This is a genomic window from Leifsonia poae (genome assembly GCF_050632865.1).
GTDB classification, from domain to species: Bacteria; Actinomycetota; Actinomycetes; order Actinomycetales; family Microbacteriaceae; genus Leifsonia; species Leifsonia poae_B.
Genome location: NZ_JBODSA010000003.1, coordinates 139,630 through 165,646, shown reverse-complemented (window position 1 = coordinate 165,646; position 26,017 = coordinate 139,630). Strand labels below are relative to the sequence as shown.

Below are 26,017 nucleotides of genomic sequence, written 5' to 3'. Positions count from 1 at the left end.
CAGAGCACGGGACAGAGAAGAAGAACAGAGAGGTTCTGACATGACCGCAGTACAGAAGGTCGCGATCGCGGGCAGCGGCGTCGCGGCGCTCGCGGCCGCCATCCGACTGGCCGAGGCGGGCGTCGAGGTCGACGTCTTCGAGGCCAAGCCGGAGCTGAGCGCGCTCGGCTCGGGGATCACCCTGCAGGGCAACGCCCTCCGCGTGTTCGACCGGCTGGGCGTCTGGGAGGCCGTCCGCGACGCCGGTTACACCTTCGAGGGCCTGAACCTGCGCGCTCCCGGACCGGGCGCATCGATCGTCGCCGAGCTCCCCGATGTGAAGACCGGCGGCGAGGAGTATCCCGCGGCCATGGGGATGTACCGTCCCGACCTGGCGCGCATCCTGGTGGACCGCGCAGCGGAGGTCGGCGCCCGTCTCCACTGGGGCTCGAAGGTCACCGGCCTCTCCGACGACGGCGAGTCGGTCGAGGTGCTGGTGGACGGCGAGCCGGCCGGCCGCTACGACCTTCTGATCGGCGCGGACGGCCTCAACTCGACGGTCCGCGGCCTGATCGGCATCGAGACGGCGCCGCAGCCGACGGGGATGGGCATCTGGCGCTCCTTCGTCTCCCGACCCGCGGAGGTGACCCGGAGCGAGCTCTACTACGGCGGCCCCGTCTACATCGCGGGGTACACGCCGACCGGCGAGGAGACGATGTACGCGTTCCTGGTCGAGAAGGCGGAGGACCGGTTCGGCGTGGACGACGCCGAGGCGAGCCGGATCATGATCGGCGAATCGCAGGCATACCAGGGACCGTGGGAGTCCATCCGCGCAGACCTGGCCGCCGGTGCGCGCGTCAACTACACCTGGTTCACCGCCCACCTCGTGGAGGGACCCTGGAACCGCGGACGCGCGGTCATCATCGGCGACGCCGCGCACAGCTGCCCTCCCACGATCGCGCAGGGGCGGCGCAGGCGCTCGAGGACGCCCTCGTGCTCAGTGAGCTGTTGACGTCCCGCGTCGAGCTGGACGAATCGCTGTGGGACGAGTTCCACGCACGTCGGCTGCCGCGCGCGAAGGCGGTGGTCGACGCTTCCGTGCAGCTCGGCCAGTGGCAGATCGACGGCGTCCGGGACGCGGACGCTCCCGGCCTGATCTTCGGCATCGCGCACCGGATGGCGGAGCCGGCATGAGCGCCGTGCAGCAGTCCCCGGTCACCGACGTCCACGCCCACCTCCTGCTCCCTGGGCTGCAGGCCGAAGTCGAGCGGCGCGCCCCCGAGGCGTTCGCGCAGGCGCAGGCGCTCGAAGCGCGGCGCAACGGACCCGAGAGCCTGGCCGCCTCCGGTCGCATGATCGGGGAGCGCTTCCCCCGCCTCACCGACCTCGGCGCACGCCTCGCGGCCATGGACGAGCAGGGAGTCGAGCGGCAGTGGGTGAGCCCGTCGCCGAGTCACTTCTACCCCTGGGCCGAGGAGCAGCTGGCGGTGTGGATCGCGTCGGAGGCCAACCGGCTCATCGCCGACCACGTCGCGGGCGCGCCGGACCGGCTGACCGGACTGGGCCTCGTCCCGCTGCAGCACCCCTCGCGCATCCTGGAACTCGTGGACGACGCGGTGCTGGGACGCGGTCTCGCCGGCATCGAGATCTCCTCGTTCGCCGGGGATGTCGAACTCTCGGACCCGCGCCTGGAGCCGATGTGGACGCGGGTGGAGGAGCTGGGCGCGATCGTGTTCCTGCATCCGTTCGGGTGCAGCCTCGACGGGAGGCTGGACCGCTTCTACCTCTCGAACACGGTCGGCCAGCCGGTCGAGAACGCCGTGGCGCTCTCGCACCTCATCTTCGCCGGGGTGCTCGATCGGCACCCCGGGTTGCGTCTGGTCGCCGCCCACGGCGGCGGGTACCTGCCGACCGCGATCGGGCGCTCCGACCACGCCTGGCGGGTGCGTCCGGAGGCGCATGGCTGCGTCGAGGAGCCGTCGAGCTACCTGCGGAAGCTGTGGTTCGACACGGTCGTGCACGATGCCGCCGGACTGAGGCATCTGATCGAGGTCGCGGGAGCCGATCGGGTGCTCCTGGGCAGCGACTTCCCGTTCGACATGGGGCCGGACGACCCGGTGGGGTTCGTCCGCTCGGCGCACCTGGAAGGCGACGTCGAGTCCGCGGTGCTCGGCGGGAACGCGGCGGCGCTGCTCGCTCAGGCGGTGCGCGCATGAAGCTCGCGCGGTGGACGCACGGGGACACGGTGGCGGAGGGCTTCGTCGTCGGCGATCAGGTCATCCCGTTCCCCGATGGGCTCACGGTCGCGGACCTCCTCGCGGGCGGTCTCGCCGCCGCGGCTGAGGTGCACGAGCGCGCGTCGGCCGGCTCGGGAATGCCGCTCGCCGACGTGCGCCTGCTCGCGCCGCTTGTGCCCGCGTCGATCCGGGACTTCGTGGCCTTCGAGGAGCACGTCGAGGGCGTCAGCGCCTCCGTCGACGGCAAGAGCGAGGTCGTGCCGGAGTGGTACCAGGCGCCGACCTTCTACTTCACCAACCCGCACACGGTGCTCGGGCCGGATGACGTGCTGGCGCCGCCGGAGACGGAACGGCTCGACTTCGAACTCGAGGTCGCCGCCGTCATCGGCGGCCCCGGCGGCTCGAACCTGACCGCCGAGGCGGCCGGGGAGGCGATCTTCGGCTACACGATCATGAACGACTGGTCAGCGCGGGACCTGCAGTCGCGCGAGATGAAGGTGCGGCTGGGCCCGGCGAAGGGCAAGGACTTCGGGACGACCCTCGGCCCGTGGATCGTCACGGCCGACGAGTTCGACCCGTTCGTCGACGAGGACGGCTTCCTCGCCATCCGCGCGGAGGTCGCGGTGAACGGCGAGCGCATCGGGCACGACCTGGTGTCGAACATGGGCTGGCCCTTCGCGGAGCTCGTGGCCTACGCGTCGCGGAACTCCCGGGTGGTCGCTGGCGACGTCCTGGGCTCCGGCACCACGGGCAACGGCGGCTGCATCGCCGAGCTGTGGGGACGGCGCGGGACGCTCGACCCGGCGCCGCTGCGCGAGGGGGATGTGGTGCGGATGACGGTGGAGGGGATCGGGGTGGTGGAGAACCGCGTGGGTGTTGCTGTTGCGGCGCCGGAGTTGCGTCCCGCGCGGGTTCGGTCGCGTGCGCGCGAGCGGGCGCCGCAGGACGCCTGAGGACAATCGTTCGAGTGGCCGCAATACGGCCTCGAGTGCCCGATTCGGGCTCGCGGCTCGCGCGGCTCCCGTAGCGTTGAGCACGCAGTCCCAACTCGCGGGTGGGGTCTGCTGAGAGGGTTAAAGACGAAACCCCCAGTTGCACCTGGGGTTGGTCCGCCTTCAAAAGAGGCTGGTGAGCCGGGAGCAAACTTCCCAGCGGATACTTCGCTTCGATAATACAGCCAGTTTGCTACCCCCGGTAGCCGACTGGCCGCTCCCGGTTCGCCGTGCTTTTCGTGCTCCCGCAGGACGAGAGGAGACCGAGTGGCTGCCGAGGGCAAGCGCAAGGTCGACGTGGAGAAGATCCTCCGGTGCGTCTGCGCAATCGTTGTGACGGTTGCGAAAGTCGCCTACCTGGTCTGGATCTGCTTCCGCGGGTGAACCACCCGGAGGCGGTCGGCTCGAGAGGGTCAGGCCGCCTCCGGCGGCGCATCCTTATGTTGATTTCCGTCTAAAGATCGCATAAAATCGACATGACGCTGGGGCCCATGGTCCGTTCCCCGTCGCGGAGTTGCGAGCGGGGGCACACAAGGTCGCGTCGATCGCCCGGTCGTTCGGGTCGCCCGACTATGCAGCTCTCACCTCTCCGGCTCCGTCTGCTCGTAGCCTCCCTCCTCACCGTCTCGTTCCTCGGAGCGCTCGACAACACGATCGTCAGCACCGCGCTCGCGACCGTCGCCGGGCAGCTCGGCGCGCTCGAGCACATGGGGTGGATCGTCGTCGGCTACACGCTCGCCAGCACGGTGCTGCTGCCCGTGCTCGGCAAGCTCGGCGACGTGGTGGGACCGCGGGCGATCTTCCTCGTCTCGCTTGTCGTCTTCATCGTCGCCTCGATCGCCTGTGGTTTCGCGACGAGCATGGCCTGGCTCATCGCCGCTCGCGTCGTCCAGGGGATGAGCTCCGCCGGCCTCCAGCTGATGTCGCAGACGATCATCGCGCACGCCACCACCCCGCGACAGCGACCGAAGTACCTCGCGATCATCGGAGCCGCCTTCCCCGTCGCCATCCTCCTCGGTCCGGTGCTCGGCGGGCTGATCACCGACTACTGGGGCTGGCCGTGGGTCTTCTGGGTGAATGGCCCGGTCGGCGTGGTCGCCCTGATCCTCGCAATCTTCGCCGTACCGCACGTCACCGATCGGCGCCCCGGCCGCTTCGACGTCGGAGGAACGGTCACGCTGACGGTGACCCTCGTCGCGATCGTGCTGGGCGTGACCTGGGCGGGCGAGCCCGGTGGCCGGTCGAGCGCGGCGGTCGCGTTCGTGATCGCGGCGGTCTTCTTCTCGGCGTTCATCCTCTTCGAGCTCCGGGCTCCGCATCCGCTCGTCCCGTTGACGCTGTTCCGCAGCAGGACCATCGCGGCCGGGATGGTCGTGTCGGCCGTCGTCGGCGTCGGCCTGTTCTCGATCACCTCGTACCTCCCCACCTACTTCCAGATGGCCTACCGCACCAGCGCGACCGTGTCCGGACTGGTACCCATCGCGACCGTCTTCGGGATGCTGGTCAGCAACCTGCTCACCGGCTGGCTGTCGAGCCGCACCGGCCACTACCGCGTGTTCCCGATCGTCGGCACGGCGCTCGGCGCGGTCGGGCTGGCCACGATGGCCGTCCTCCCGGTCGGCCTCCCGCTGTGGGCGCCCATGCTCGTCATGGCCGTCGTCGGCCTGGGGACCGGAGCCTTCATGAGCCTCATCGTCGCCGTCGTGCAGTCCGGCGCCCCGCGCAGCGAGACCGGCGCGGTCACGGCGACGGTCAACCTCGTCCGCCAGATCGGCTCGACCGTGATGACCGCCGTCATCGGCGGGGTCGTCGGCGTCGGCGTCGCGGCGCTACTGCCGAGCCGACTCGACCCGGCCACGCTGACGCCCGCCCTCGTGCATGCCGCCGACCCGGCGGTCCAGACGTCCGTCGCCCAGATCTACCGCGACGTGTTCGCGCCGGTGTTCCTCGCCCTGGCGGCGACGTACGCCGTCGGCTTCATCGCCGCCCTACTGCTGCCCGCCGGCACGCTCTCCGACGAGCACGCGCCGGCCGCCGCCCCCGCCGCTTCCGAATCCCTGACCGCCTGAACCACGCCCGAACACCGGAGAACACCATGACCACCTCACCGACCATCGCCATCGTCGGCAGCGGGCCGATCGGCTCGACGTACGCCCGCCTGCTCCTCGAGGGGCTGCCCGACGCGAATGTCATCATGTTCGAGGCCGGCCCGCAGCTGACCGAGATCCCCGGCGAGAGCGTGCGCAACATCCCGGACCCGGAGGAGAAGGAGCGCGCCCGCGAGCGTTCGCAGGGACCCCAGGCCGGCGCCTTCCGGAAGTCGCTCGGCATCCCCGAATCCGCCGTCGTCGAGGGCATGTTCACGGCCCGTGGCGGCACACACCTGCTCGACTTCGGCGGCCCGGGCTCGGCGTATGCCGACACCTTCCCGGCGGCCGCCGCGTCCACCAACGTCGGGGGGATGGGCGCCCACTGGACGTGCGCCACTCCCGCTCCGGCCTTCTCCGAGCGCATCCCGTTCATCGGCGATGACGAGTGGGACGGGCTGATCGCCAAGGCCGAGGAGCTGCTGCACGTGCAGCGCTCGGCGTTCGGCGACTCGGGCGTCGGCGCCGCCATCCGCGCGCTGCTCACCGAGGAGTTCGGCTCCGAGGTCCCCGAGGGCTACGGCCCGGGCACCCTCCCCGTCTCCGGCGACCCCCAGCCCGACGGCTCGATGCGCTGGGCCGGTGCGGATGTCGTGCTGGGCCCGCTCGCCGACCCCTCCAGCGACCTCGCCGAGCGTTTCGAGCTCCGCGACCTGACCCTCGTCCGCCGTGTCGAGCACGACGGCCCCCGAGTCACGGGCGTGACCGTCGAGGACCTGCGGACCCACGAGACCAGCTTCGTCGCCGCCGACCTCGTCGTGGTCGCCGCCGACGCGTTCCGCTCTCCGCAGCTGCTCTGGGCCTCCGGCATCCGCCCGACGGCGCTGGGCCACTACCTGACCGAGCACCCGGTGGTCATCTCGACGGTCGCCCTCGACGGCGAGCGGATGAGCCGCCACGCCACCGAGGAGCAGCTGGATGCGGAGCTCGCCCGCCGCGCGACCAACCCGGCCGACCCGGTCGCCGCGGTCAACCGCATCCCGTTCTCCGAGCCGAACCATCCCTTCTCGCTGCAGGTCATGTACGCCGAGAACCCGCCGTTCCAGCTCGACCCGACCCACCCCGCCGCGGGCAACCGCTGGGGCTACGTGAACATGGGCTACGGGATGCGCAAGAGCCCGCGCTTCGAGGACGCCGTGACCTTCGACGACGGCGACCTGGACTACCGCGGTTTCCCGAACATGACCATCCACTACGAGCTGACGGAGAAGGAGAACGCCGAGATCGCCGACGGCACCGAGCACCTGCGCCGCGCCGGCCAGGCGCTCGGCACCTTCGTCGCCGAGCCGCGGCTGCTCCCCAACGGCTCGAGCCTGCACTACCAGGGCACGATGCGGATGGGGGATGCGGACGACGGCACCTCGGTCGCCGACCCGTACTCGCGCGTCTGGGGCCACGAGAACCTGATCGTCGGCGGCAACGCGCTGATCCCCACGGCGACGACGATGAACCCCACGCTGATGAGCGTCGCCATCGCGGTGCGCGGCGCCCGGCAGGCCGTCGCCGACCTCGGGGCCTGATCTAGGCTGACGGCATGGCGGGAGGTGCAGCGGACCACCGGAGCGTCGCCGCCCGGGTCTTCGCGATCGCCGATGCCTTCGAGCGCGGCGACGAGCTCACGCTCAGCGAGGTCTCCCGCCGTGCCGGGCTGCCGGTCTCGACGACCCACCGGCTCCTGAACGAGTGGGTCGACTGGGGCGGCCTGGTCCGCGGAGAGGACGGGCGCTACCGCGTGGGCATCCGTCTCTGGCGGCTCGGCGCACGGCAGCCGACCGCGCGACGCCTGCGCGAGGTCGCGCGCCCGTACCTCGACGACCTCCTGGACGCGACGGGCGAGCACGTCCACCTCGCCATCCGGGACGGCCTCGGCGCCGTCTACCTGGACCGTCTGTCCGGTCGCGGGGCGGTCTCCGTCATCAGCGACGTCGGCACGGAGCTCCCGCTGCACGCGACCGGAGTCGGTCTCGTGCTGCTCGCTCACTCCGGCCCGGGGGTGTTCGACGCGGTCGTGGCCGCCGGGCCCCGGAAGTTCCTGCCCAACACGCTGACCGAGGAACGGGAGCTGCGGTCGCGGCTGGCGGCCATCCGCGCGACCGGCATCTCGGTGACGGTCGAGGAGCTGACGCGCGGCGCGTTCTCGGTCGCGGCACCGATCCGGGATGCGGCCGGCGAGGTCGTCGCGGCGGTGTCGATCATCGCGCACGCGGAGCGCAAGGACGAGCCGCAGTTCGCGCTCGGCGTCCGGATGGCCGCACGCGGGATCTCGGACGCGCTGCGGTCGGATGCGATCTAGGCGTTCACTCCGTGGCGTTGGCGCGAACGAAGGCGGCGAATCCGGGAATGGTGAACTCGAGCGCGCCGTGACCGGAGGGTTGGACGAGGCCCTTGTCCAAGAGCCTGGCCCGGATGGGGGAGAGTGCACGGGAGTCAGCTCCCATGGCCTCGGCGATGGCTTTCCGCAGCACGGGCCCATCGCCGAGCCCGGCCATGGCGGCCATCATTACCCGTTCCTTCGGCGAGGCGTTCGACCACCGCGAGCGATAGAGAGCAGCCAGGTCCTCGTCCACGGCACGTTGACCGGCGGTGACGTCTGCGGCCGTGATCCGGCCACCGGCATCGGGACGTCCGGCGGCTGTCCAGGCAGCGTCGCCGACCAGCTGAACCAGATACGGGTAGCCGCGTGCGATCGCCAGAGCGTGAGCTACCGCATCGCGATCCCATTCGACGCCGAGCTGCCGGGCCGGGAGCGCCAGCGCGAGTTCTTCGTCAGCCGGTGACAGCGGGGGCAGTGGCCGGTACGCGAATCTCTCGCTGAAGGTCACTGCGGCGCCGATCATATCGGGTGCGTTCGGTAGGCCTGCCGCGAACACGGCGGCGGGTACGTCCGCTCCTTCGGCTTGCAAGTGCTGCCAGGCATAAGCCAGTGTCCGCAGCCCGTCCGAATCCGCCGCTTGGATCTCGTCGACCAGGATGATCAGACCAGCGGCGTCATCCGCGGCAGCCGCCTCGCGGACGACGTCCTCGAACGCCCGGCTCCCGAACGGCGGCGGACTGGATGCCTCGGACCGGAGGGTGGCCTCCACTCCGAGCACGGCCGGAATGCCGGCCCGGAAGGTCAGCTCTTTCAGGTGATCCTGGATACGGCGTCGGGCGTCTTCCCGCCACGAGACCGTCGCGCGCTCGACGGCCGATGCGATCTGGGCTATAAGGTCGCCCTCGCCGGCGGTCACCCACACCGTCAGCACACCGCGATCCCTGGCATGGCGCTCGTACTGCCGCAGCAGCGACGTCTTCCCGTACCCGCGCGGTGCATAGTCGACGCGAATGCGACCGTTCAGACGATGAAGGTCCACCAGATAGGACAAGCGCTCGTCGAAGTCCGCCAGTTGCTGCGCTCGGCCGGGCGTCGCACGAGCGATGACGCCAGGTGTGTAGGGACTCGGCTGCACCGTTAGATGTTATACGACGCTATACCTGGTCCGAAAAATACATGGATATACGCCGCGGCAATCGAGTTCGTCTTCCACTGGACGGAAACCACCCACCGAACCGCCCCACCGACGACGAGCATGGACCCACCTTCCCGACGTCGTGAGAGGCGGAGCATGCGCACCCAGGTCGCCATCATCGGAGCGGGTCCTGCGGGGCTGCTCCTCGGCCACATCCTGCAGCGCGCGGGCATCGGCTTCGTCATCCTCGAGCAGAAGAGTCGCGAGTACGTCCTCGGCCGCATCCGCGCCGGGGTTCTCGAGCAGGGCTCGGTCGACATCCTGCGCGACCTCGGGCTCGACGCCGATCTGGAGGCGCGTGGGCTCACCCACCACGGCATCTACCTGCAGTACGAGGGCACCCGCCACCACCTCGACTTCGTCGACCTGGTCGGCCGCACGGTCACCGTCTACGGCCAGCAGGCCCTCGTGGCGCACCTGCTCGCCGAGCACGACCGCCTCGGCTCCGACGTCCGCTTCGAGGTGGACGGCGTCAGCCCCCACGACATGGACACGGACGCCCCCTATGTCCTCGCGGGCGACGGCGAGCGGATCGACTGCGACCTCATCGTGGGCGCGGACGGCTACCACGGCGTCTGCCGTCCGGCGATCCCCGGTGTCACGGCGCTGGAGCGCGGCTACCCCTACGCCTGGCTCGGCATCCTCGCCGATGTCGCGCCGTCGACCGATGACCTGATCTACGCCTTGCACCCGGACGGCTTCGCGATGCACTCGATGCGCTCGCCCCAGGTGTCCCGGCTGTACCTCCAGGTGGACCCGTCCGAGTCCATCGACGAGTGGTCCGACGACCGGATCTGGGACCAGCTCCAGAACCGGCTCGGCGTCGACGGCTGGACGCTGCGCGAGGGGACGATCACGGAGAAGTCGATCACCCCGATGCGCAGCTTCGTGGCCTCGACGCTGCAGCACGGCCGGCTGTTCCTGGCGGGCGATGCCGGCCACATCGTGCCGCCGACCGGCGCGAAGGGCCTCAACTCCGCCATCGCCGACGTGGCCCTGCTGGGACGGTCGATCGCGGCGTCCTACCGGGGCGACGCGTCGCTGCTGTCCCGCTACAGCGGGGCGGCGCTCGCCCGGCAGTGGAAGGTCCAGCAGTTCTCGCAGTGGATGACGGAGATGCTTCACGTGCACCACGAGATCGGCGACGAGGCCACCCGCGCCTTCCGCTACCGCAGCCAGGTGGGGCAGCTGGAGTACACGACCGGTTCCCGTCACGCTCAGGCGGCGCTCGCCGAGCAGTACGCGGGCCTTCCCTTCTGAGGTGGAACGATGACCGAAGCGACCCAGGATCAGATCACCCGCGAGATCGCGGAGGCGCAGGCTGCCGCTGCCGCCGCCGGGCCGCTGCCGACCCATCCGCTGCGCGACTTCGCGCCGTACCGCAGTTCGACGCTGCGCCACCCCACGCATGAGCTCGTGCGCGCCGACCCGGAGGAGATCGAGCTCGTCTCGCCGGCGTTCGGGCACTCGGACGTGTCGCCGGAGGAGAGCGACCTGACCATCCAGCACAGCGGAGAGCCGCTAGGCGAGCGGATCATCGTCTCCGGCCGGGTGCTGGACGGCGAGGGCTGGCCGGTCCGCGGGCAGCTCATCGAGGTGTGGCAGGCGAACGCCTCGGGTAGATACGTGCACAAGCGGGACCAGCATCCCGCGCCGCTCGACCCCAACTTCACCGGGGTCGGCCGCGCGATCACGGGCGACGACGGCTCGTATCGCTTCGTCACCATCAAGCCGGGGCCGTACCCGTGGAAGAACCACCGGAACGCCTGGCGGCCGGCGCACATCCACTTCTCGCTGTTCGGGTCGGCGTTCACGCAGCGGCTCGTCACGCAGATGTACTTCCCGACCGACCCGCTGTTCGCCCTGGACCCGATCTACCAGTCCATCGTCGATCCGGCGGCCCGCGAGCGGCTGAAGGCGAGCTACGATCACGACCTGAGCGTGCCGGAGTGGGTGATGGGCTACCGCTGGGACATCGTGCTGACCGGCAGCCGGGCGACCTGGATGGAGCCGGAGGAGGGCGAGCATGCCTGAACAGACCCCCTCGCAGACGGTCGGGCCGTTCTTCGGCTACGCGCTGCCGTACGCCGGGGACGCCGAGGTGACGTCGAGGGCCGATCCAGCGTCCATCCGCCTGCACGGCACGGTCTACGACGGCGCGGGCGAGCCGGTGCCGGATGCGATCCTCGAGATCTGGGGGCCGGACGCTGCAGGCAGGCCGATCCGCCAACGCGGGAGCCTGCACAGAGACGGGTACACGGTGACGGGCTTCGGCCGTGCCGCCGTGGATCGCGCGGGCCACTACAGCTTCACCACGGTGCGACCGGGGGCGACGGCCGATGGCCGGGCGCCCTACCTCCTGGTGACGGTGTTCGCGCGCGGCCTGCTGCACCACCTGTTCACGCGCGCGTACTTCGCGGAGGACGACCCGTTCCTGGCGCGTATCCCTCCGGAGCGCCGGCGCAGCCTGCTGGTCGAGCCGGACGGTGAGCGCAGCTACCGCTTCGACATCCGCCTGCAGGGCGACGACGAGACCGTGTTCCTCGACTTCGTGGGAGACGGCCGTGGCTGACGCGTTCGACTGGGGCCTGCTGGAGCCCGCGGGCGAGGCCGGGGCGATCGCCTCCGACGACCGCATCCTGGACGCGATGGTCGAGGTCGAGCGCGCGCATCTCGGGGCGTGGAGCTCTCTGCTCGGCGTGGAGACCACGTCCACCCTGGATGTGGGAACCCTCGACCGCGTGTCCCTGCTGCGCGAATCGCGCCGGGCGGGCGTCCCTATCGTCGGGCTCGCGCAGGCGCTGCGCCAGCAGGGCGGCACCCTCGTGCATCAGGGGATGACGAGCCAGGACGTCATGGACACGGCGCTCATGCTGGTCTCGCGCGACGCGCTGACGACCGCTCGCGCCGATCTCGTCGCAGCCGGTCGGAGCTTCGCGGCCCTGGCGCGCGAGCACCGCGGGACGCCCTTCGCCGTTCGCACTCTGACGCAGGAGGCGGAGACCACCACCCTCGGCGCCGTGATCGGCGGCTGGCTCGACGTCATCTCCTCCGCCCTGGAGACGGTCGATGCGGTCGCCTTCCCGCTGCAGCTGGGGGCGCCGTCGGCGACGGCGGTGCGTTCGCACGGCTTTCCGGCCAGCCGGACGCCGTCTCGGTACTCCGGCGACGGATGTCGGCAGCGCTGGGTCTGACGGACCCCGACCGCGCCTGGCACACCGACCGCTCGCCGGTGCTCGCCGTGACGCGCGCGAGCGCGAGCGTCAGCTCAGCCGGGGGACGCATCGGTCGCGACCTCGGTCTGCTGGCGCGGGACGAGACGGCGACGCCCATCCACGGCGGGGGCTCGTCCGCGATGCCGCACAAGCGGAACCCGGTGGACGCTGTCCTCCTGGTAGCGAACGGGCTGCGGGTCAGTGGTCCTCTCGCGGTCGTGCAGACGGCGTCGCTCAGCTACGACGCCCGGCCGGCGGGGGAGTGGCACGCCGAGTGGCAGGCCTGGCGCGAGACGCTGCGGCTGGCGGCCGAGAGCGCGTCGCTTCTCGCGCACGCGGCCGGCGACCTCGTCATCCAGGTGCGGCGTCCGGATGGAGCGGCCGGCGCACCGCGTGCGTCGCACGTCGTCGACGCGGCGCTGAGCAGGTTCGAGCAGCGCGCGGACGGGGAGGGATCATGAGCGCCGTGCGGCTGCGGGGCTCGGTCGCCCCCGCCGCCCCGACCGCGGAAGCAGCACCGCTCCTCGTGCTCCTCCCGTCGCTCGGAACGACCACCGAGCTGTGGGACGGTGTCGTCGCCCGCTTCGTGCAGTCGCCAGACCGCCCTCGCATCCTGCGGATCGACCTCCCCGGCCACGGGGCGTCTCCCGCCGCGCGGGCGGGCTTCACGGTCGGCGACCTCGCGCGGGGCGTCCTCGACGTCGTCGACGAGGTCGGCGGCGGCGCCTTCCATGTCGCGGGCGATTCTCTCGGGGGCGCGGTCGCCCTCGAGCTGGCCGTCGCCGTCCCGGAACGCGTGCGCAGCCTGACGATGTTCTGCTCGGGTGCGGCGATCGGCAGCCCGGAGGGATGGGCGCAGCGCGCCGCGCAGGTCCGCGCCTCCGGGACCGCCTCCGTCGTCGCCGGCAGCGCCGAGCGCTGGTTCGCTCCCGGCTACCTCGACGCGCACCCGGACGGACCCGGCGGCCAGGCGCTGCGGACGCTGGTCGACGTCGACGACGAGTCGTACGCGCTGTGCTGCGAGGCGCTTGCCGCCTTCGACCGGCGCGCGGACCTCGGAGCGGTCAGCGCCCCGGCGGTCATCGTCGCCGGCGCGCACGACGCCGTGACGACGCCCGCCCTCATGCGCGAACTCGCCGACGGCATCCACGGTGCACGGTTCGTCGAGCTCCCGAACGCCGGCCACCTGATCCCGCTGGAGGACCCAGAGGCCGCGGCCGAGCTGCTGCGGACGGCCGTCGCCCAACCGGGGACGGCGGAGGCCGGGATGCGGGTGCGCCGCGCGGTGCTCGGCGACGCCCACGTCGACCGTGCGACCGCGGCGATCACGCCCGAGACCGCCGACTTCCAGGACTTCATCACCCGATACGCCTGGGGCGAGGTCTGGTCTCGTCCGCAGCTGACCCGCTCGCAGCGGTCGATCGCCACCCTCGCCAGCCTGGTCACCGGCGGCCACGAGAACGAGTTCCGGATGCACGTGCGCGCCGCGCTGCGGAACGGATTGACGCCCACCCAGATCGCGGAGGTCGTGCACCACACGGCCCTCTACGCAGGCCTGCCCGCTGCGAACAGCGCCATGGCGATCCTGCGGGAGGTCTTCGCAGAGACGGAAACGACGGAGGAGTCCCATGGATAAGACGTACGCGTCGGCGGCGGAGGCCGTGGCCGACATCCCGGACGGCGCCTCCCTCGCCGTCGGCGGCTTCGGCCTGTCCGGCGTCCCGATCGTCACCATCCGCGCGCTGCTGGCGCGCGGCGTCGGCGGCCTGGAGGTCGTCAGCAACAACTGCGGCGTCGATGGCTGGGGCCTGGGTGAACTGCTCGCGGCCGGCCGCATCCGTCGCGTGATCGCCAGCTACATCGGCGAGAACAAGGAGTTCGCGCGCCAGTACCTCGGCGGCGAGGTCGAGGTCGAACTCACGCCGCAGGGCACGCTCGCCGAGCGCCTGCGGGCGGGCGGCGTCGGCATCCCGGCGTTCTTCACCGCCACCGGCGCCGGCACCGCGGTCTCCGATGGCGGGATGCCGATCCGGTACGCGCCCGACGGCTCCGTCGCCGAGGCCAGCGCCCCGAAGGAGCTGCGCCCGTTCGACGTCTTCGGGTCCACGCGCGAGTACGTGCTGGAGACCGCGATCCGTACCGACTTCGGCCTGGTGCGGGCGGCGGTCGGCGACCGGCACGGCAATCTGCGCTTCGAGAAGTCGACCCGCAACTTCAACCCGCTCGCCGGGATGGCCGGCCGCATCACCATCGCCGAGGTGGACGAGCTGGTCGAGCCGGGTGTGCTCGGCCCGGACGACATCCACCTGCCGGGGATCTACGTGGACCGGGTGGTCGCGCTGACGCCCGAGGAGTCCGCCGACCTCCCGATCGAGAAGACCACCGTCCGCCCCCGCCCGGAAGGAGCGTGACCATGCCGCGCACCCGCGACGAGATGGCCGCCCGTGCCGCCCAGGAGCTGGAGGACGGCTCCTACGTCAACCTCGGGATCGGGCTGCCCACGCTCATCCCGAACCACCTTCCCGACGGCGTGCACGTCGTGCTGCACTCGGAGAACGGCATCCTCGGCGTCGGCCCCTACCCGTGGGAGGGAGAGGAGGACCCGAAGCTCATCAACGCGGGCAAGGAGACGGTCACCGTGCTCCCCGGCGCGAGCTACTTCGACTCCGCTGCCAGCTTCGGGATGATCCGCGGCGGCCGCATCGCCACCGCGGTGCTCGGAGCCATGCAGGTGTCGGCCCATGGCGATATTGCCAACTGGGCCGTCCCCGGCAAGATGGTGAAGGGGATGGGCGGCGCGATGGACCTGGTCAACGGCGCCGAGCGCGTCATCGTGGTCATGGAGCACGTCGCGAAGGACGGCACGCCGAAGCTCGTCGAGCAGTGCACCCTCCCGCTCACCGGGCGCGGGTGCGTCGACCGCATCATCACCGACCTCGCCGTCATCGACGTGACCGACGAGGGGCTGGTGCTGCGCGAGCTCGCACCGGGCGTGACGGAGCAGCAGGTGATCGACGCGACCGGCGCCTCCCTCACAGTCGCGCTGGAGGCGGTCGATGCCTGAGCTGCGCGAAGTCGTCGTCTGTTCGCCCCTCCGCACGCCGGTCGGCCGGATGGGCGGCAGGCTCGCGCCGGTCTCCGCGTCGACGCTGGCCGAGACCGTGCTCCGCGCGGTGCTCGAGCGCACCGGTATCGATCCGGCGGCGGTGGAGGGCGTGATCGGCTCCCAGGGCTACCCGACCATGGAGGCGCCCGCCTTCGGTCGCGTTGCCGCCCTGAACGCCGGCTTCCCCGTGACCACGACCGGCTACCAGCTCGACCGCCGTTGCGGGTCCGGGCTGCAGGCCGTCATCAACGCGGCCATGGAGGTGCAGACCGGTGCCAGCGACGTCCTGATCGCGGTCGGCGCCGAGTCGATGTCCAACGCTCCCCTCTACACCGAACAGGGGCGACGCGGGCTGCCGCCCGGCGGTCTCCTCCTCCACGACTCGCTCGCGCGCGGACGTGAGACGGTCGGCGGACGGAAGTTCCCGACGCCGGAGGGCAACGTCGGTTCGGCGGAGGAAATCCGCCGCCGGTACGGCATTCCGCGTGAGGCGCAGGATGCGTACGCCCTCCGGTCGCACCAGCGCGCCGTCGCCGCCCAGGAGTCGGGCGCCTTCGACGCGGAGCTCGTCTCCGTGACCGTCCCGGGCCGTCGCGGCGACGTCGTCGTCGAGCGAGACGAGCACCCCCGCGCGGACACGACGCTCGAGGCGCTGGCCGGGCTCCGTCCGATCCTCGGCCGGAACGACCCCGAAGCGACCGTCACCGCCGGCAACTCCAGCGGCCAGAACGACGCCGCGGCCGCCGCGATCGTCACGACGCCCGAGCACGCCGCCGAGTTGGGGCTGACGCCGCTGCTCCGGTTGCGGTCGTGGGCCGTGGCGGGCAATGACCCGGCGATCTTCGGCGTCGCGCCCGTGCCCGCCGCGAACCGCGCTCTGCAGCGCGCCGGCGTCGCCTGGTCGGAGCTCGACGTCATCGAGCTCAACGAGGCGTTCGCCGTGCAGGTCCTCGCCTGCCTGGCCGACTGGGGCATCGACGCGGAGGACCCCCGGGTCAATCCACGGGGGAGCGGCATCTCGATCGGGCATCCCATCGGGGCGACGGGACTCCGGATGCTCGCCACCCTGGCGAACGAGCTGCCCGCCCTCGACGGCACCCTGGCCGTGGAGACCATGTGCATCGGGGGCGGGCAGGCGCTCGCGGCGGTGTTCGAGCGGGTGTGACGGGCGTCAGCCCTCCCGCTGGAGCTTGATCGCGGCCAGCGCCTTGGTGTCCAGACGCTCGCGGATCTCGGCGTAGCGCGCTTCCGTGATGCGGTAGAAGAGCAGAGGGACGATGGCGAGCGCCACCGCGATCGCCGGACCGATGTTCACCACCAGGTTGATGCCGTGCAGCACCTCGCTGGTCTGCTGGTGCGCCGAGGCGACGTAGCCGATCGCGCCGAGGAGGGCGATGCCGATCGCGCCGCCGACCGCGCTGGCGATCTTCGTGGCCAGGCTGGTGAAGGCGTAGGAGGTGCCGTCGGTGCGGACGCCGGTCTTGTCCTCCGCGTAGTCGATCGCGTCGGAGACCATGGCCAGCACCAGCGGGATGCCGTACGAGCTCAGGCCGTAGAGGGCGGTGAGACCGATGACCACGGCGATGTTCTCCCAGCCCGTGAAGTACAGCGCGGTGAGGATGACGGCCTGCGCGGCGAAGGAGATGATCAGCATGTTCCGCTTGCCGAAGCGGCGGCCGAGGCGCGAGAACACCAGGATGCCGACCACGGTCGAGAGCGGCGCGAGCGCCATCAGCACCGAGACGAGCGCGTAGTTGCCGACGTTGTTCAGGTAGTAGAACAGCACGACGCCGAGGCGGCCGAACAGCGACGTCAGCGACAGCAGCAGCACGGCGAAGAGCAGCATCAGCTGGCCGTTGCCGAGCACGAGCCGGAAGGTCTTCGAGAAGGGCACGCGCTCACGCTGGACCGGCTTCACGACCTCCTTCGAGGTGGCGAACACCAGGAAGAACAAGGGGAGAGCCGCGACCGCGAAGATGGCGGCGGCGATGGTGTAGCCCTGGGTGGTCGGCTGGTTGCCGCCGCTGAAGGCCAGGATGATCGGCAGGATCGCGATGCCCAGCACGACGCCGCCGATGTTGGTGCCGATCATGCGCCAGGAGTTGAGCGAGACCCGGTCCGCCGTCCGCTCGGACATCACCGTGCTGAGCGCCCCGTAGGGCACGTTCACGCTGGAGTAGAGCGCGCCGAGCAGGCCGTAGGTGAGCACGGCCCAGATGACGGCACCGATGCTCTTGCCGTCGAAGGGCGCGGTGAAGGTGAGCACCACCATGATGGACAGCGGCACCATCCCGTACAGGATCCAGGGGCGGAAGCGGCCGAACCGGCTCCGGGTGCGCTCGGCCAGTGCGCCGATGAAGGGGTCGATCACCGCGTCGAACACGCGCGCCACGAGGATCAGCACGGCGACCGTCCCGGCGGCGATGCCGACCATGTCGGTGTAGAACACCGCGAGGAACGAGCTGGTGATCGTCCAGATGAACTGGCTGGCGATGTCGCCGAAGCCGTAGATGACGCGGGTGTGCAGGGGGAGGGCCGGGCCGGCGCTGGTGACGCTGCCGGTCGCGGGGCCGACCGGCGCGGATGCGCTCGTCTGATCGGTGGTGGTTGCCATGAATGTTTCTCCGAACACTTCATCGTGTGCGACGTCGAGCAAACCTACCCGACGTCGAGGGGTTAGGGCTGAGCGAAAACATATGCTGGATTCAGACAGAAGTCAACATAAATCAGACTGATCCCGTTTGAAGTGGTTCCGATTCCGGTCTATGGTTACGGAAGTCGGTCCGCCGGTGGACGCGGTCGCGCAAGCGATCCGGGCTGGAAACCCCGCGCCAACGCCGAAAGGGCCGACCTATGTCTGCACCCGTGTCCGCACGCACCCGATGGTGGATCCTCACCGTCGTCTCGCTCACCCAGCTGCTCGTCATCCTCGATGGGACGATCGTGGGAGTCGCGCTCCCTCGTGCCCAGGTCGAGCTCGGGATGTCCGACAGCGACCGCCAGTGGGTCGTCACGGGATACGTGCTCGCCTTCGGATCGCTGCTCCTGCTCGGCGGCCGCATCGTCGACTACTGGGGTCGCAAGCGGTCTTTCCTGCTCGGGATGGTCGGCTTCGCCGCCGCGTCCGCCTGGGCGGGATTCGCGCACTCCGGTCTGGAGCTCCTGGGCGCCCGAGCCGTGCAGGGCGCGTTCGCCGCGCTCATGGCCCCAGCCGCGCTGGCGATCCTCACGGTGACCTTCCCCTCTGGGCGCGAGCGCGGCTCCGCCTTCGCGATCTTCGGCGCCGTCTCGGGTGCCGGCTCGGCGATCGGACTCCTGCTCGGCGGCGTCTTGACCGAGTACCTGGACTGGCGCTGGTGCCTGCTGGTCAACATCCCCGTCGCCGCGGTCGGCGTGGTTCTCGGCGCCGTGCTGCTCACGGAGAGCCGCGCGGAGGGCGACCGGCGCTACGACCTGCCCGGCGCGATCACCATCACGCTCGGCTTCGGCGCCGTGGTGTACGGGCTGACGCTCGCCGAGACGCCGCAGAACGTCCCGCTCTCCGCCGTCGTGGCCGGTCTCGGCGTCGTCCTCCTGGCCGCCTTCGTGCTGATCGAGCGACGCAGCAGGAACCCGCTGCTGCCGTTGCGCATCCTCACCGACCGGACGCGCGCCGGCGCCTTCCTCGTGCAGGCGCTGACGGGGGCGGTCATGATCGGCGCGATGGTCTACATGAACTTCCACCTGCAGTTCATCCTGAAGCTGAGCCCTGTGCTCGCGGGGCTTGCGACGCTCGCCATCACCGTCTCCATCATGGGCACGGTGCCGTTCGCCGCTCGGCTCGTCGGTCGCATCGGCCCGCGTCCGCAGCTGATCTTCGGCCCGGTCATCGCCGCCGCAGGTGTCGCCCTGCTGCTGTTCCTCACCCCGGACGGCGACTACTGGTCGCAGGTCCTGCCCGCCATGGTGCTGCTCGGCGTCGGGATGGGCTTCACCTTCGTCCCTCTCCAGAACCTTGCGCTGCAGGGCATCGCCCCCCACGACGCGGGCGCCGCGGCCGCGACGGCGAACGCGGCCAACCAGATCGGCGGCTCGGTCGGTCTCGCCGTCGTCACCAACGTCTACGTCGCCGTCGCGGGAGCGTCCGCCCGTCCCGCCGCGATGGTGGCCGGGTACCACGCCGTATTCGGGATCGGGGCCGTCCTCCTCCTGCTCGCCGCCGCGGTTGCCTTCGTGCTCATCCGTCCGTCAGACGGGCGTGCCGTCGGCGAACCACGCGGCGAAGGTGCGCTCGAAGAGCTGTTCGACGACGAGGGCGTTTCCGCCGCGGATGGGCTCGTCGGGGTTCCCCTGCGACCGTGAGACGGTCAGCTTCTGCGAGATCAGCGGGAGCGCCCGATCGGCGACGATCCGGCGGAACGGCACCACGAAGGCGTCCGCGCCGGAACTGATGGCGCCGCCGACCACGATGGCGGACGGGTTGAGCGCATTGGTCAGGTTGGCGATCGTCTCGCCGGTCCGCTCCGCGCTCAACCCGACCAGCCGCAGCGCCAGCTGGTCGAAGTGCCGCGCCGCGATCGCGATGTCCTCCGGGCGGATCGGGTGCTCCTTCCGCACGGCGGCGAGCTCGGACGGCTCTCCCGCGGCCAGGGCGGCTTCCGCATCCCGCACGAGGGCCCATCCGCTCGCCGTCGCCTCGAGGCACCCGGTGCGCCCGCAGCGGCACTCGACCGTCTCGCCGCGCAGATCGCGCGAGTGGCCGATGTCGCCCGCGGCGCCGGACGCGCCCCGGTACAGTTCGCCGTCGAACACGAACGCCGCCCCGATGCCCGTCCCGACTTTCAGATAGATGAGGTTCAGGTCGTCGTCGGGACCGCGCCGGCTGCGCTCGGCCAGCGCCAGCAGGTTCACGTCGTTGTCGACCCAGGTCGTCGCGTTGTACCGCTGCTCGAAGTGGCCGCGCAGGTCGAAGCCGTCCCAGCCGGGCATGATCGGCGGCGCCACCGGTCGCCCCGTGGCGAAGTCGACGGGGCCCGGCACGCCGACGCCGATTCCCCAGATCGGCGCCGTGCCGGCCTCCTCGCGCGCGAGCAGGTCGTCGATCAGTTCGCCGGCGACCGCCAGCGTCTCCAGCGCGCCCGCCGAGATGTCCCACTCGCTGCGGTCGCTCGCGAGGATCGTGCCGTTGAGGTCGGAGACCCCGACCCGCAGGTGCAGGCCGCCCATCGCACAGACCAGGATGCGTCCCCGGTCGGCGCGGAAGCGCAGCGTGCGGGGAGCCCGCCCTCCGGTGGACTCGCCGAGTTCGCTCTCCTCGAGGTAGCCGATGTCGATCGCCTGCTCTACGCGCTGGGCGATGACCGCGCGGCCGAGTCCCAGCGCCTGCATCAGCCCGGGGCGCGTCCGCGCCTGGCCGGTGCGTACGAGGTTCACCACCGCGAGCAGACTGGCGACGCTGTCGGCGCCCTGACGCGGCGACTCCAGGGGGACGGTCATCGGCCCGCTCCTTCCAGCGCGGCCGTCAGTTCGCGGATCGTTCGAACCGGGTCCACCTCACCCGGGGAGAGAAGGGCCTGGAGGGCCAAGCCGTCCTTGATGGCGAGCAGCAGCGTCGCAAAGGTCTCGGGCGGCAGTCCGGACGGAGCGTCGCCCGCATCCTGGGCCGTGGCGATGGCCTCGGTGAGCTGCGCCCGCAGTCGGGTGTAAAGCGCGGCGAAATAGTCGTGCGCCGCATGGTCGGGGTTCGTCGCCTCGGCCGACAGGACCGTGTAGAGGCGCATGACGGTCGGGCTCTGCGCGTTGTCCGCGATGATCTCGGCCAGCGCCTCGGACGGCGTCCGGTTGTTCGCGAGCGCCGCGTCGAAGCTCCGCCTGTCCGTGTCGTCGCGGCGCTGCAGGACCGCCGTCAGCAGCTCCTCCTTGCTCGCGAAGTGGTGGAGCAGCCCCTGGCGGGAGACGCCGCACGCCGTCGCGATGTCCGTCAGGGTCGCGTGCTCGAAGCCGGAGGCGCCGAACGCGGCGACCGCCGCCTCGAGGATCCGCTCCTTGCGGGCACGCCCCGATGCGTACCCCTCTTGCCTGGTGCTCACGCCGCTAGCCAATCATGGAAATGAAAACTTACGAGCAGGTAGGGATTCATGCTAGCGTCCGACCAGCCCGTTTCAAAGGAGAAAGGCACCGCCCCATGTCCGACACCCTCGACGTCCTCATCCTGTCCGGCCATATGACCCGGGAGCATGACAACGAGTTCCGCAGCTTCCGGCAGCACAACGTCTGGCTCACCACCCTGCTGGAGGACACCGGGCGCTTCTGCGTGCGGGTCGTCGAGGACCCGCGCGGACTCGGCGCAGAGATCATCGACAAATACGACGTGGTGGTCGTCGTCTTCGAGGGCCGCGACGGCTACCACGAGAAGGCCACCGGCTTCGGTGCGGAAACCGACGCCGCGCTGCTGAAGTTCGTCCACGACGACGGCAAGGGCATCGTGTGGTTCCATGGGTCGGCTGCGCAGGAGGACGACTGGGGCTACCCGGACGAGTACAACGTGATGCGCGGCTCGCGCCTCACCGTCGCCGGTGGGCTCCGTCCGCGGCCGTGGGGCGAGGCTCAGCTCGACACGGTCGAGCCGCGCCATCCGATCACCGACGGCATCAGCGCGCGCTGGACCGTGACCGGGGACGACATCCTCACCGGGGTCGAGATCCTGGACGGCGCACAGGTGCTGCTGACCACCTTCGACGACCTCGAGTCGTACGAGAAGGCCCCGGTCTGGCCCATGTCGCACTATCCGGTGGCGATCCCGGAAGAGGGCGTCGCCGCGCTCCCCGGCATGAACACCGACCAGCCGATCGCGTGGATCAACGAGTACGGGACGGGCCGCTCGTTCACGATCACGATCGGGCACGACATCGACACCTTCCGCCGGATCGAGTTCATCCAGATGTTCCCGCGCGGCGTCGAGTGGGCGGCGACCGGCGAGATCACGCTGAACGGCCCGGACCGTCGCGGCGAGCGCCGGTTCCTCCCGTGGCCGTACTACAACCACGAGGGCTGATCGGCTCCCAGGTCGGTCAGAACCCGGCCGGCTCCCGGGGCGTGTAGGCGGCCTCCAACCGGGCCACCTCGTCATCCGTCAGCGTGAGGTCGAGCGCGGCGACGGCGTCGTCGATGTGGTGCGGTTTCGTCGCTCCGACGATGGGCGCCGTGACCGCGGGGCGGCCGGCGACCCAGGCGAGGGCCACCTGCGCGATCGGGACGTGCCGTTCCTCCGCGATCGCCGCGACCGCGTCCACGATCGCGCGATTCGACTCCTCCTGCGAGCGGTACAGCGTCTTGCCGAACTCGTCCGTGTCGGCGCGGCTGCCGGAGCCGGGCGCGTCCCACGGGCGGGTCAGCCGGCCGCGAGCGAGCGGGCTCCACGGCAGCACGCCGACGCCGGTCGCACGGCAGAACGGGTGCATCTCGCGCTCCTCCTCGCGGTCGAGAAGGTTGTACTGGTCCTGCATGGACACGAACTTCGTCCAGTGGTTCACCTCGGCGACGCGCTGCAGCTCGGCGAACTGCCACGCCCACATGCTCGAAGCACCGATGTAGCGCGCCTTGCCCGCCTTGACGACGTCGTGGAGCGCTTCCATCGTCTCCTCCATCGGGACCGTCGGGTCGAACCGGTGGATCTGGTACAGGTCGACGTAGTCGGTGCCGAGCCGAATGAGCGACGCGTCGATCTCGTGCAGGATCGCCGCCCGCGAGAGGCCCGCGCCGTTGCGTCCGTCGCGCATCCGCTGGAACACCTTGGTGAAGAGCTGCACGTCCTCGCGCGGACCGAGCTCGGCGACCAGGGCGCCGGTGATCTCCTCGCTGGACCCGAGCGAGTACACATTGGCCGTGTCGAAGGTCGTGACACCCGCCTCGAACGCGCGCCGCACGAACGGCCGCGCCTCGTCGATGCCGACGCTCCAGGGGTGACTGCCGCGTTCCGGATCGCCGTACGACATCATCCCGAGGACGAGGCCGCTGATCTCCAGGCCGCTGTTGCCGAGGCGAACCGTGCGCACGAGGTCCTCCGATCGTCGGGGTGGGTGTGGGTCCGACTCTATGCCCGTCGAAATGGCTCTTGCATGTTTAGACAGAGCTGTCTAATGTCTAGTTAGACAGATCGGTATAAACGAAAGGATCGATCGCGATGAACGCAACGTCCTGGTCCCTGTCCGGCAAGACGGCCCTCGTGACGGGAGCGACCTCCGGCCTGGGCCGGGCCGCCGCGTTCCGTCTGGCCTCCCAGGGGGCCGAGGTCATCGTCCACGGCAGGAACGCCGCCCGCGGCGTACAGGTCGTCGAGGAAATCGAACTCGCGGGAGGCCACGCCCGCTTCGTCGCTGCCGACCTGTCCGACACCGCGGAAGCCATCGCCCTCGCCGAGCAGGCGGGCGATGTCGACATCCTGGTCAACAACGCCGGGCTCGCGTGGTTCGGCCCGAGCGACCAGCTCTCGGCGGGCACCCTGGACGAACTGTTCACCGGCAACGTCGAGTCGGCCTACCTCCTCACTTCCAGCCTCGCGCCCGCCATGGCAGATCGCGGTGACGGCGCGATCGTCAGCGTGTCGAGCATGGCCGCCAACGTCGGTCTCGCCGGCGGAGCCGCCTACAGCGCCACCAAGGCTGCGCTGTCCGCGCTGACCCGCGCGTGGGCCGCGGAGTTCAGTCCGCGCGGCGTCCGCGTGAACGCCGTGGCGCCCGGGCCCGTGGCGACAGCGGGAGCGAAGGGCGACACCGCCGCTCTCGGCCGGACCACCATCATGGGGCGCCCCGGCACGGAGGAGGAGATCGCCGACGCCATCGGGTTCCTCGCCTCGCCGGCGTCCTCCTACATCACCGGCGTGACCCTCGCGGTCGACGGCGGACGGGCGGCGATCTGACGAGCGGGGAAGGTACAGTCGACGACGTGAGCAGCCGCGTGACCAAGAAGCCGTCCGCTCGCGAGCGGCTGCTGCGTGCCAGCGACGAGCTGTTCTACACCGAGGGCATCCACACGGTCGGCATCGACCGCGTGCTGGAGAAGGCGGACGTCGCCAAGGGCTCGCTGTATTACAACTTCGCCGGGGGCAAGGAAGAGCTGGTCTCGGCGTACCTCGCCGGGCGGCACGCGGCCTGGGAGAAGGTGATCGACGACGGGATCGCCGGGGCCGGTCCCGACGCCCGCGCGCGCCTGCTCTCGATCTTCGACTCGCTCGCCATCCTGTTCGCGCGTCCCGACTACCGGGGCTGTGCGTTCGTCAACGCGGTGGCGGAGGCGGAGCCGGGCGGGGTGGAGGAGGCGGCGAGCGAGCGGTTCCGGGAATGGCTGCACGGTCTCATCGGCGGACTGGTGGCCGAGCTGCCCGTGGATGACGCAGCATCGGTCACCGATCAGCTCGTCATCCTGTACGACGGCGCCACCACTACCGCGCAGATGGACAAGCGAGCCTCCGCGGCGACGACGGCCCGGCGCATGGCCGAGCTGATCATCGACGCGTCCCGAGCGGGCGACTGACCCCGTCGGGCGTCCTCACGCCTCGCGCAGGATGCGCTCCGTCACGCGCGCGCAGAACCGCAGCGCGTCGACCGGCACCTGCTCGTCGACCGCGTGGAAGTGCCCGAACCCGTCCGCGTCGTCGTCCAGGCGCAGCGGGGTGAAGCCGTAACCGGCGATTCCGGCGTCGGCGAGGTGCTTGTTGTCGGTGCTCGCCGGCATCAGGTACGGCACCACGACTCCCTCCGGGTCCTCCACGGCTATCGCCGCTGCGAGCACGTCGAGCAGGGGACCGGCCGACGGGGACTCGATGGGATGCACCCAGCGGTCCCAGGTGACCTCGAGGTCCGGATCGAGCAGGGCCTCCACCTCCTGCCGCAGCGCCTCCTCCTGCCCGGGCAGCACGCGGACGTCGAACTCCGCGCGCGCCTCGCCCGGGATCACGTTCGCCTTGTAGCCGCCCGCGACGATGGTGGGTGTCACCGTGTTGCGAAGCGCTGCCGCGAGCAGCGGGGCGACGGGCCCCAGCCGCGGGTCGCCCGGGTCGAGGGCGTCGAGGTCGACCGGCTCGCCCAGCAGCGCGCCGACCTCGGCGGCGAATGCCTCGACCGCGGGTGTCCGGACGATCGCGAACCGGTGGTCGGCGACGGCCGCGACCGCGCGGGCGATGCGGGCCACCGCGTTGTCGGCGGTCGGCCGCGACCCGTGGCCCGCGGTGCCGCGCGCGGTGAGGACGAGCCGTCCGATCCCCTTCTCGGCGGTGGCCACCGGGTAGGCGCGGCGCTCGCCGAGGCGCACGGAGAACCCGCCGACCTCGCTGATCGCCTCCGTCACCCCGGCGAACCAGTGCGGCCGGTGCTCCAGCAACCAGCGAACGCCGTAGACGCCTCCCGCCTCCTCGTCGGAGAAGAACGCGAACACGATGTCCCGCCGCGGCACGATGCCCGACCGGGCGAAGTGCCGGGCCAGCGCGACCAGCACCGCCGCGTACCCCTTCATGTCGACCGCGCCGCGCCCGTACAGGACGCCGTCGTGCACCTCGGCCGCGAAGGGGGATGCGTCCAGTCCTCGGCGACGGCGGGCACCACGTCGAGGTGTGCGTGAACGAGCAACGCGCCGCGCTTGCGGTCACGGCCGGGGAGCCGGGCGACCAGGTTGCCGCGGCCCGGCACCGACTCGGCGTACTCGGTCTCGTAGCCGGCCTCCTCGAGCAGCCGCCGCACGTACTGTGCCGCGCGCGCCTCCCCGTCGCCGATGGTCGCCGGGTCGCCGGTGTTCACGCTCGGGATGCGGATGAGCTCGCGGGCGAAGCGCAGCGCCTCGTCCTCCAGGGTGCGCGTCAC

General features: G+C 71.0%; 25 protein-coding genes and 1 pseudogene. 19 read left to right on the top strand and 7 right to left on the bottom strand.

Features of this window, described 5'->3' with window-relative positions; genetic code table 11:
* Positions 1 to 40: 40 nt before the first annotated feature.
* The 6 genes and pseudogenes from ACRAWB_RS10790 (at position 41) to ACRAWB_RS10765 (ending at position 7,648) form a co-directional block, all read left to right on the top strand.
* Positions 41 to 1,173: pseudogene (locus tag ACRAWB_RS10790) on the top strand (FAD-dependent monooxygenase).
* Positions 1,170 to 2,195 (top strand): amidohydrolase family protein, encoded by a 1,026-nt coding sequence (locus ACRAWB_RS10785; RefSeq protein WP_431353325.1) that lies wholly within the window; start codon positions 1,170 to 1,172, stop codon positions 2,193 to 2,195. The pseudogene ACRAWB_RS10790 and the gene ACRAWB_RS10785 overlap by 4 nt, the downstream one beginning before the upstream one ends.
* Positions 2,192 to 3,169 (top strand): fumarylacetoacetate hydrolase family protein, encoded by a 978-nt coding sequence (locus ACRAWB_RS10780; RefSeq protein WP_431353324.1) that lies wholly within the window; start codon positions 2,192 to 2,194, stop codon positions 3,167 to 3,169. Before ACRAWB_RS10785 ends, ACRAWB_RS10780 begins: the two co-directional genes overlap by 4 nt.
* A 611-nt stretch (positions 3,170 to 3,780) precedes the next feature.
* On the top strand, positions 3,781 to 5,277 hold the full coding sequence (locus tag ACRAWB_RS10775; protein WP_431353323.1) for an MDR family MFS transporter: 1,497 nt from the start codon (positions 3,781 to 3,783) through the stop codon (positions 5,275 to 5,277).
* 26 nt (positions 5,278 to 5,303) lie between these two features.
* Complete coding sequence (locus tag ACRAWB_RS10770; protein ID WP_431353322.1) at positions 5,304 to 6,875, top strand: GMC oxidoreductase; 1,572 nt, start codon at positions 5,304 to 5,306, stop codon at positions 6,873 to 6,875.
* A gap of 14 nt (positions 6,876 to 6,889) precedes the next feature.
* A complete protein-coding gene (locus tag ACRAWB_RS10765) occupies positions 6,890 to 7,648 on the top strand; it encodes an IclR family transcriptional regulator (RefSeq protein ID WP_431353321.1) in 759 nt (252 codons plus the stop codon).
* A 4-nt stretch (positions 7,649 to 7,652) separates the two neighbouring features.
* Here ACRAWB_RS10765 and ACRAWB_RS10760 read toward each other — a convergent pair whose 3' ends face one another.
* Positions 7,653 to 8,804, bottom strand: coding sequence for an ATP-binding protein (locus ACRAWB_RS10760; RefSeq protein ID WP_431353320.1), 1,152 nt, complete (start codon positions 8,802 to 8,804; stop codon positions 7,653 to 7,655).
* 156 nt (positions 8,805 to 8,960) lie between these two features.
* Here ACRAWB_RS10760 and ACRAWB_RS10755 point away from each other — a divergent pair, with 156 nt between their 5' ends.
* Genes ACRAWB_RS10755 through ACRAWB_RS10715 form a run of 9 tightly spaced genes read left to right on the top strand, consistent with a single transcriptional unit; the run spans position 8,961 to position 16,350 of the window.
* On the top strand, positions 8,961 to 10,124 hold the full coding sequence (locus tag ACRAWB_RS10755) for a 4-hydroxybenzoate 3-monooxygenase (protein WP_431353319.1): 1,164 nt from the start codon (positions 8,961 to 8,963) through the stop codon (positions 10,122 to 10,124).
* A gap of 9 nt (positions 10,125 to 10,133) precedes the next feature.
* Positions 10,134 to 10,898, top strand: a complete 765-nt coding sequence (pcaH, locus tag ACRAWB_RS10750; protein WP_431353318.1) for a protocatechuate 3,4-dioxygenase subunit beta — start codon at positions 10,134 to 10,136, stop codon at positions 10,896 to 10,898.
* On the top strand, positions 10,891 to 11,436 hold the full coding sequence (pcaG, locus tag ACRAWB_RS10745) for a protocatechuate 3,4-dioxygenase subunit alpha (protein ID WP_431353317.1): 546 nt from the start codon (positions 10,891 to 10,893) through the stop codon (positions 11,434 to 11,436). Before pcaH ends, pcaG begins: the two co-directional genes overlap by 8 nt.
* Positions 11,429 to 12,058, top strand: a complete 630-nt coding sequence (locus tag ACRAWB_RS10740) for a lyase family protein (protein WP_431353316.1) — start codon at positions 11,429 to 11,431, stop codon at positions 12,056 to 12,058. Before pcaG ends, ACRAWB_RS10740 begins: the two co-directional genes overlap by 8 nt.
* Positions 12,037 to 12,540 carry a hypothetical protein gene (locus ACRAWB_RS10735; RefSeq protein ID WP_431353315.1) on the top strand — a complete coding sequence of 168 codons (504 nt, stop codon included), beginning with the start codon at positions 12,037 to 12,039 and terminating at the stop codon, positions 12,538 to 12,540. Before ACRAWB_RS10740 ends, ACRAWB_RS10735 begins: the two co-directional genes overlap by 22 nt.
* Positions 12,537 to 13,715: an alpha/beta fold hydrolase gene (locus ACRAWB_RS10730; protein ID WP_431353314.1), complete on the top strand. Its 1,179-nt coding sequence runs from the start codon at positions 12,537 to 12,539 to the stop codon at positions 13,713 to 13,715. Before ACRAWB_RS10735 ends, ACRAWB_RS10730 begins: the two co-directional genes overlap by 4 nt.
* Positions 13,708 to 14,490, top strand: coding sequence for a CoA transferase subunit A (locus ACRAWB_RS10725; RefSeq protein ID WP_431353313.1), 783 nt, complete (start codon positions 13,708 to 13,710; stop codon positions 14,488 to 14,490). Before ACRAWB_RS10730 ends, ACRAWB_RS10725 begins: the two co-directional genes overlap by 8 nt.
* Positions 14,491 to 14,492: 2 nt before the next feature.
* Positions 14,493 to 15,143, top strand: coding sequence for a CoA transferase subunit B (locus ACRAWB_RS10720; protein ID WP_431353312.1), 651 nt, complete (start codon positions 14,493 to 14,495; stop codon positions 15,141 to 15,143).
* Positions 15,136 to 16,350, top strand: coding sequence for an acetyl-CoA C-acetyltransferase (locus ACRAWB_RS10715; protein ID WP_431353311.1), 1,215 nt, complete (start codon positions 15,136 to 15,138; stop codon positions 16,348 to 16,350). Before ACRAWB_RS10720 ends, ACRAWB_RS10715 begins: the two co-directional genes overlap by 8 nt.
* A 6-nt stretch (positions 16,351 to 16,356) precedes the next feature.
* On the opposite strand, the gene ACRAWB_RS10710 is transcribed toward ACRAWB_RS10715, so the two are convergent.
* Positions 16,357 to 17,799: an MFS transporter gene (locus ACRAWB_RS10710; RefSeq protein ID WP_431353310.1), complete on the bottom strand. Its 1,443-nt coding sequence runs from the start codon at positions 17,797 to 17,799 to the stop codon at positions 16,357 to 16,359.
* A 239-nt stretch (positions 17,800 to 18,038) separates the two neighbouring features.
* On the opposite strand from ACRAWB_RS10710, the gene ACRAWB_RS10705 reads away from it, so the two are divergent.
* Positions 18,039 to 19,526, top strand: a complete 1,488-nt coding sequence (locus tag ACRAWB_RS10705) for an MFS transporter (protein WP_431353309.1) — start codon at positions 18,039 to 18,041, stop codon at positions 19,524 to 19,526.
* On the opposite strand, the gene ACRAWB_RS10700 is transcribed toward ACRAWB_RS10705, so the two are convergent.
* The gene (locus ACRAWB_RS10700; RefSeq protein ID WP_431353308.1) at positions 19,413 to 20,660 is read right to left on the bottom strand and encodes an ROK family protein; all 1,248 of its coding nucleotides are present in this window, start codon (positions 20,658 to 20,660) and stop codon (positions 19,413 to 19,415) included. The two genes, ACRAWB_RS10705 and ACRAWB_RS10700, sit on opposite strands and share 114 nt — an antisense overlap.
* Entirely contained in the window at positions 20,657 to 21,253 is a 597-nt protein-coding gene (locus tag ACRAWB_RS10695; protein WP_431353307.1) for a TetR/AcrR family transcriptional regulator, read from the bottom strand. The genes ACRAWB_RS10700 and ACRAWB_RS10695 overlap by 4 nt, the downstream gene beginning before the upstream one ends.
* A gap of 95 nt (positions 21,254 to 21,348) precedes the next feature.
* Between ACRAWB_RS10695 and ACRAWB_RS10690 the strand changes: the two genes are divergently transcribed.
* Positions 21,349 to 22,218, top strand: a complete 870-nt coding sequence (locus tag ACRAWB_RS10690; protein WP_431353306.1) for a ThuA domain-containing protein — start codon at positions 21,349 to 21,351, stop codon at positions 22,216 to 22,218.
* A gap of 16 nt (positions 22,219 to 22,234) precedes the next feature.
* Here the strand turns inward: ACRAWB_RS10690 and ACRAWB_RS10685 are convergent, their stop codons facing one another.
* Positions 22,235 to 23,218: an aldo/keto reductase gene (locus tag ACRAWB_RS10685; RefSeq protein ID WP_431353305.1), complete on the bottom strand. Its 984-nt coding sequence runs from the start codon at positions 23,216 to 23,218 to the stop codon at positions 22,235 to 22,237.
* A 128-nt stretch (positions 23,219 to 23,346) separates the two neighbouring features.
* On the opposite strand from ACRAWB_RS10685, the gene ACRAWB_RS10680 reads away from it, so the two are divergent.
* Positions 23,347 to 24,081 carry an SDR family NAD(P)-dependent oxidoreductase gene (locus tag ACRAWB_RS10680; RefSeq protein ID WP_431353304.1) on the top strand — a complete coding sequence of 245 codons (735 nt, stop codon included), beginning with the start codon at positions 23,347 to 23,349 and terminating at the stop codon, positions 24,079 to 24,081.
* 26 nt (positions 24,082 to 24,107) lie between these two features.
* A complete protein-coding gene (locus tag ACRAWB_RS10675) occupies positions 24,108 to 24,695 on the top strand; it encodes a TetR/AcrR family transcriptional regulator (protein ID WP_431353303.1) in 588 nt (195 codons plus the stop codon).
* 15 nt (positions 24,696 to 24,710) lie between these two features.
* Here ACRAWB_RS10675 and ACRAWB_RS10670 read toward each other — a convergent pair whose 3' ends face one another.
* On the bottom strand, positions 24,711 to 25,712 hold the full coding sequence (locus ACRAWB_RS10670; RefSeq protein ID WP_431353302.1) for a M20/M25/M40 family metallo-hydrolase: 1,002 nt from the start codon (positions 25,710 to 25,712) through the stop codon (positions 24,711 to 24,713).
* The gene (locus tag ACRAWB_RS10665; protein ID WP_431353301.1) at positions 25,670 to 26,017 is read right to left on the bottom strand and encodes a hypothetical protein; all 348 of its coding nucleotides are present in this window, start codon (positions 26,015 to 26,017) and stop codon (positions 25,670 to 25,672) included. Before ACRAWB_RS10665 ends, ACRAWB_RS10670 begins: the two co-directional genes overlap by 43 nt.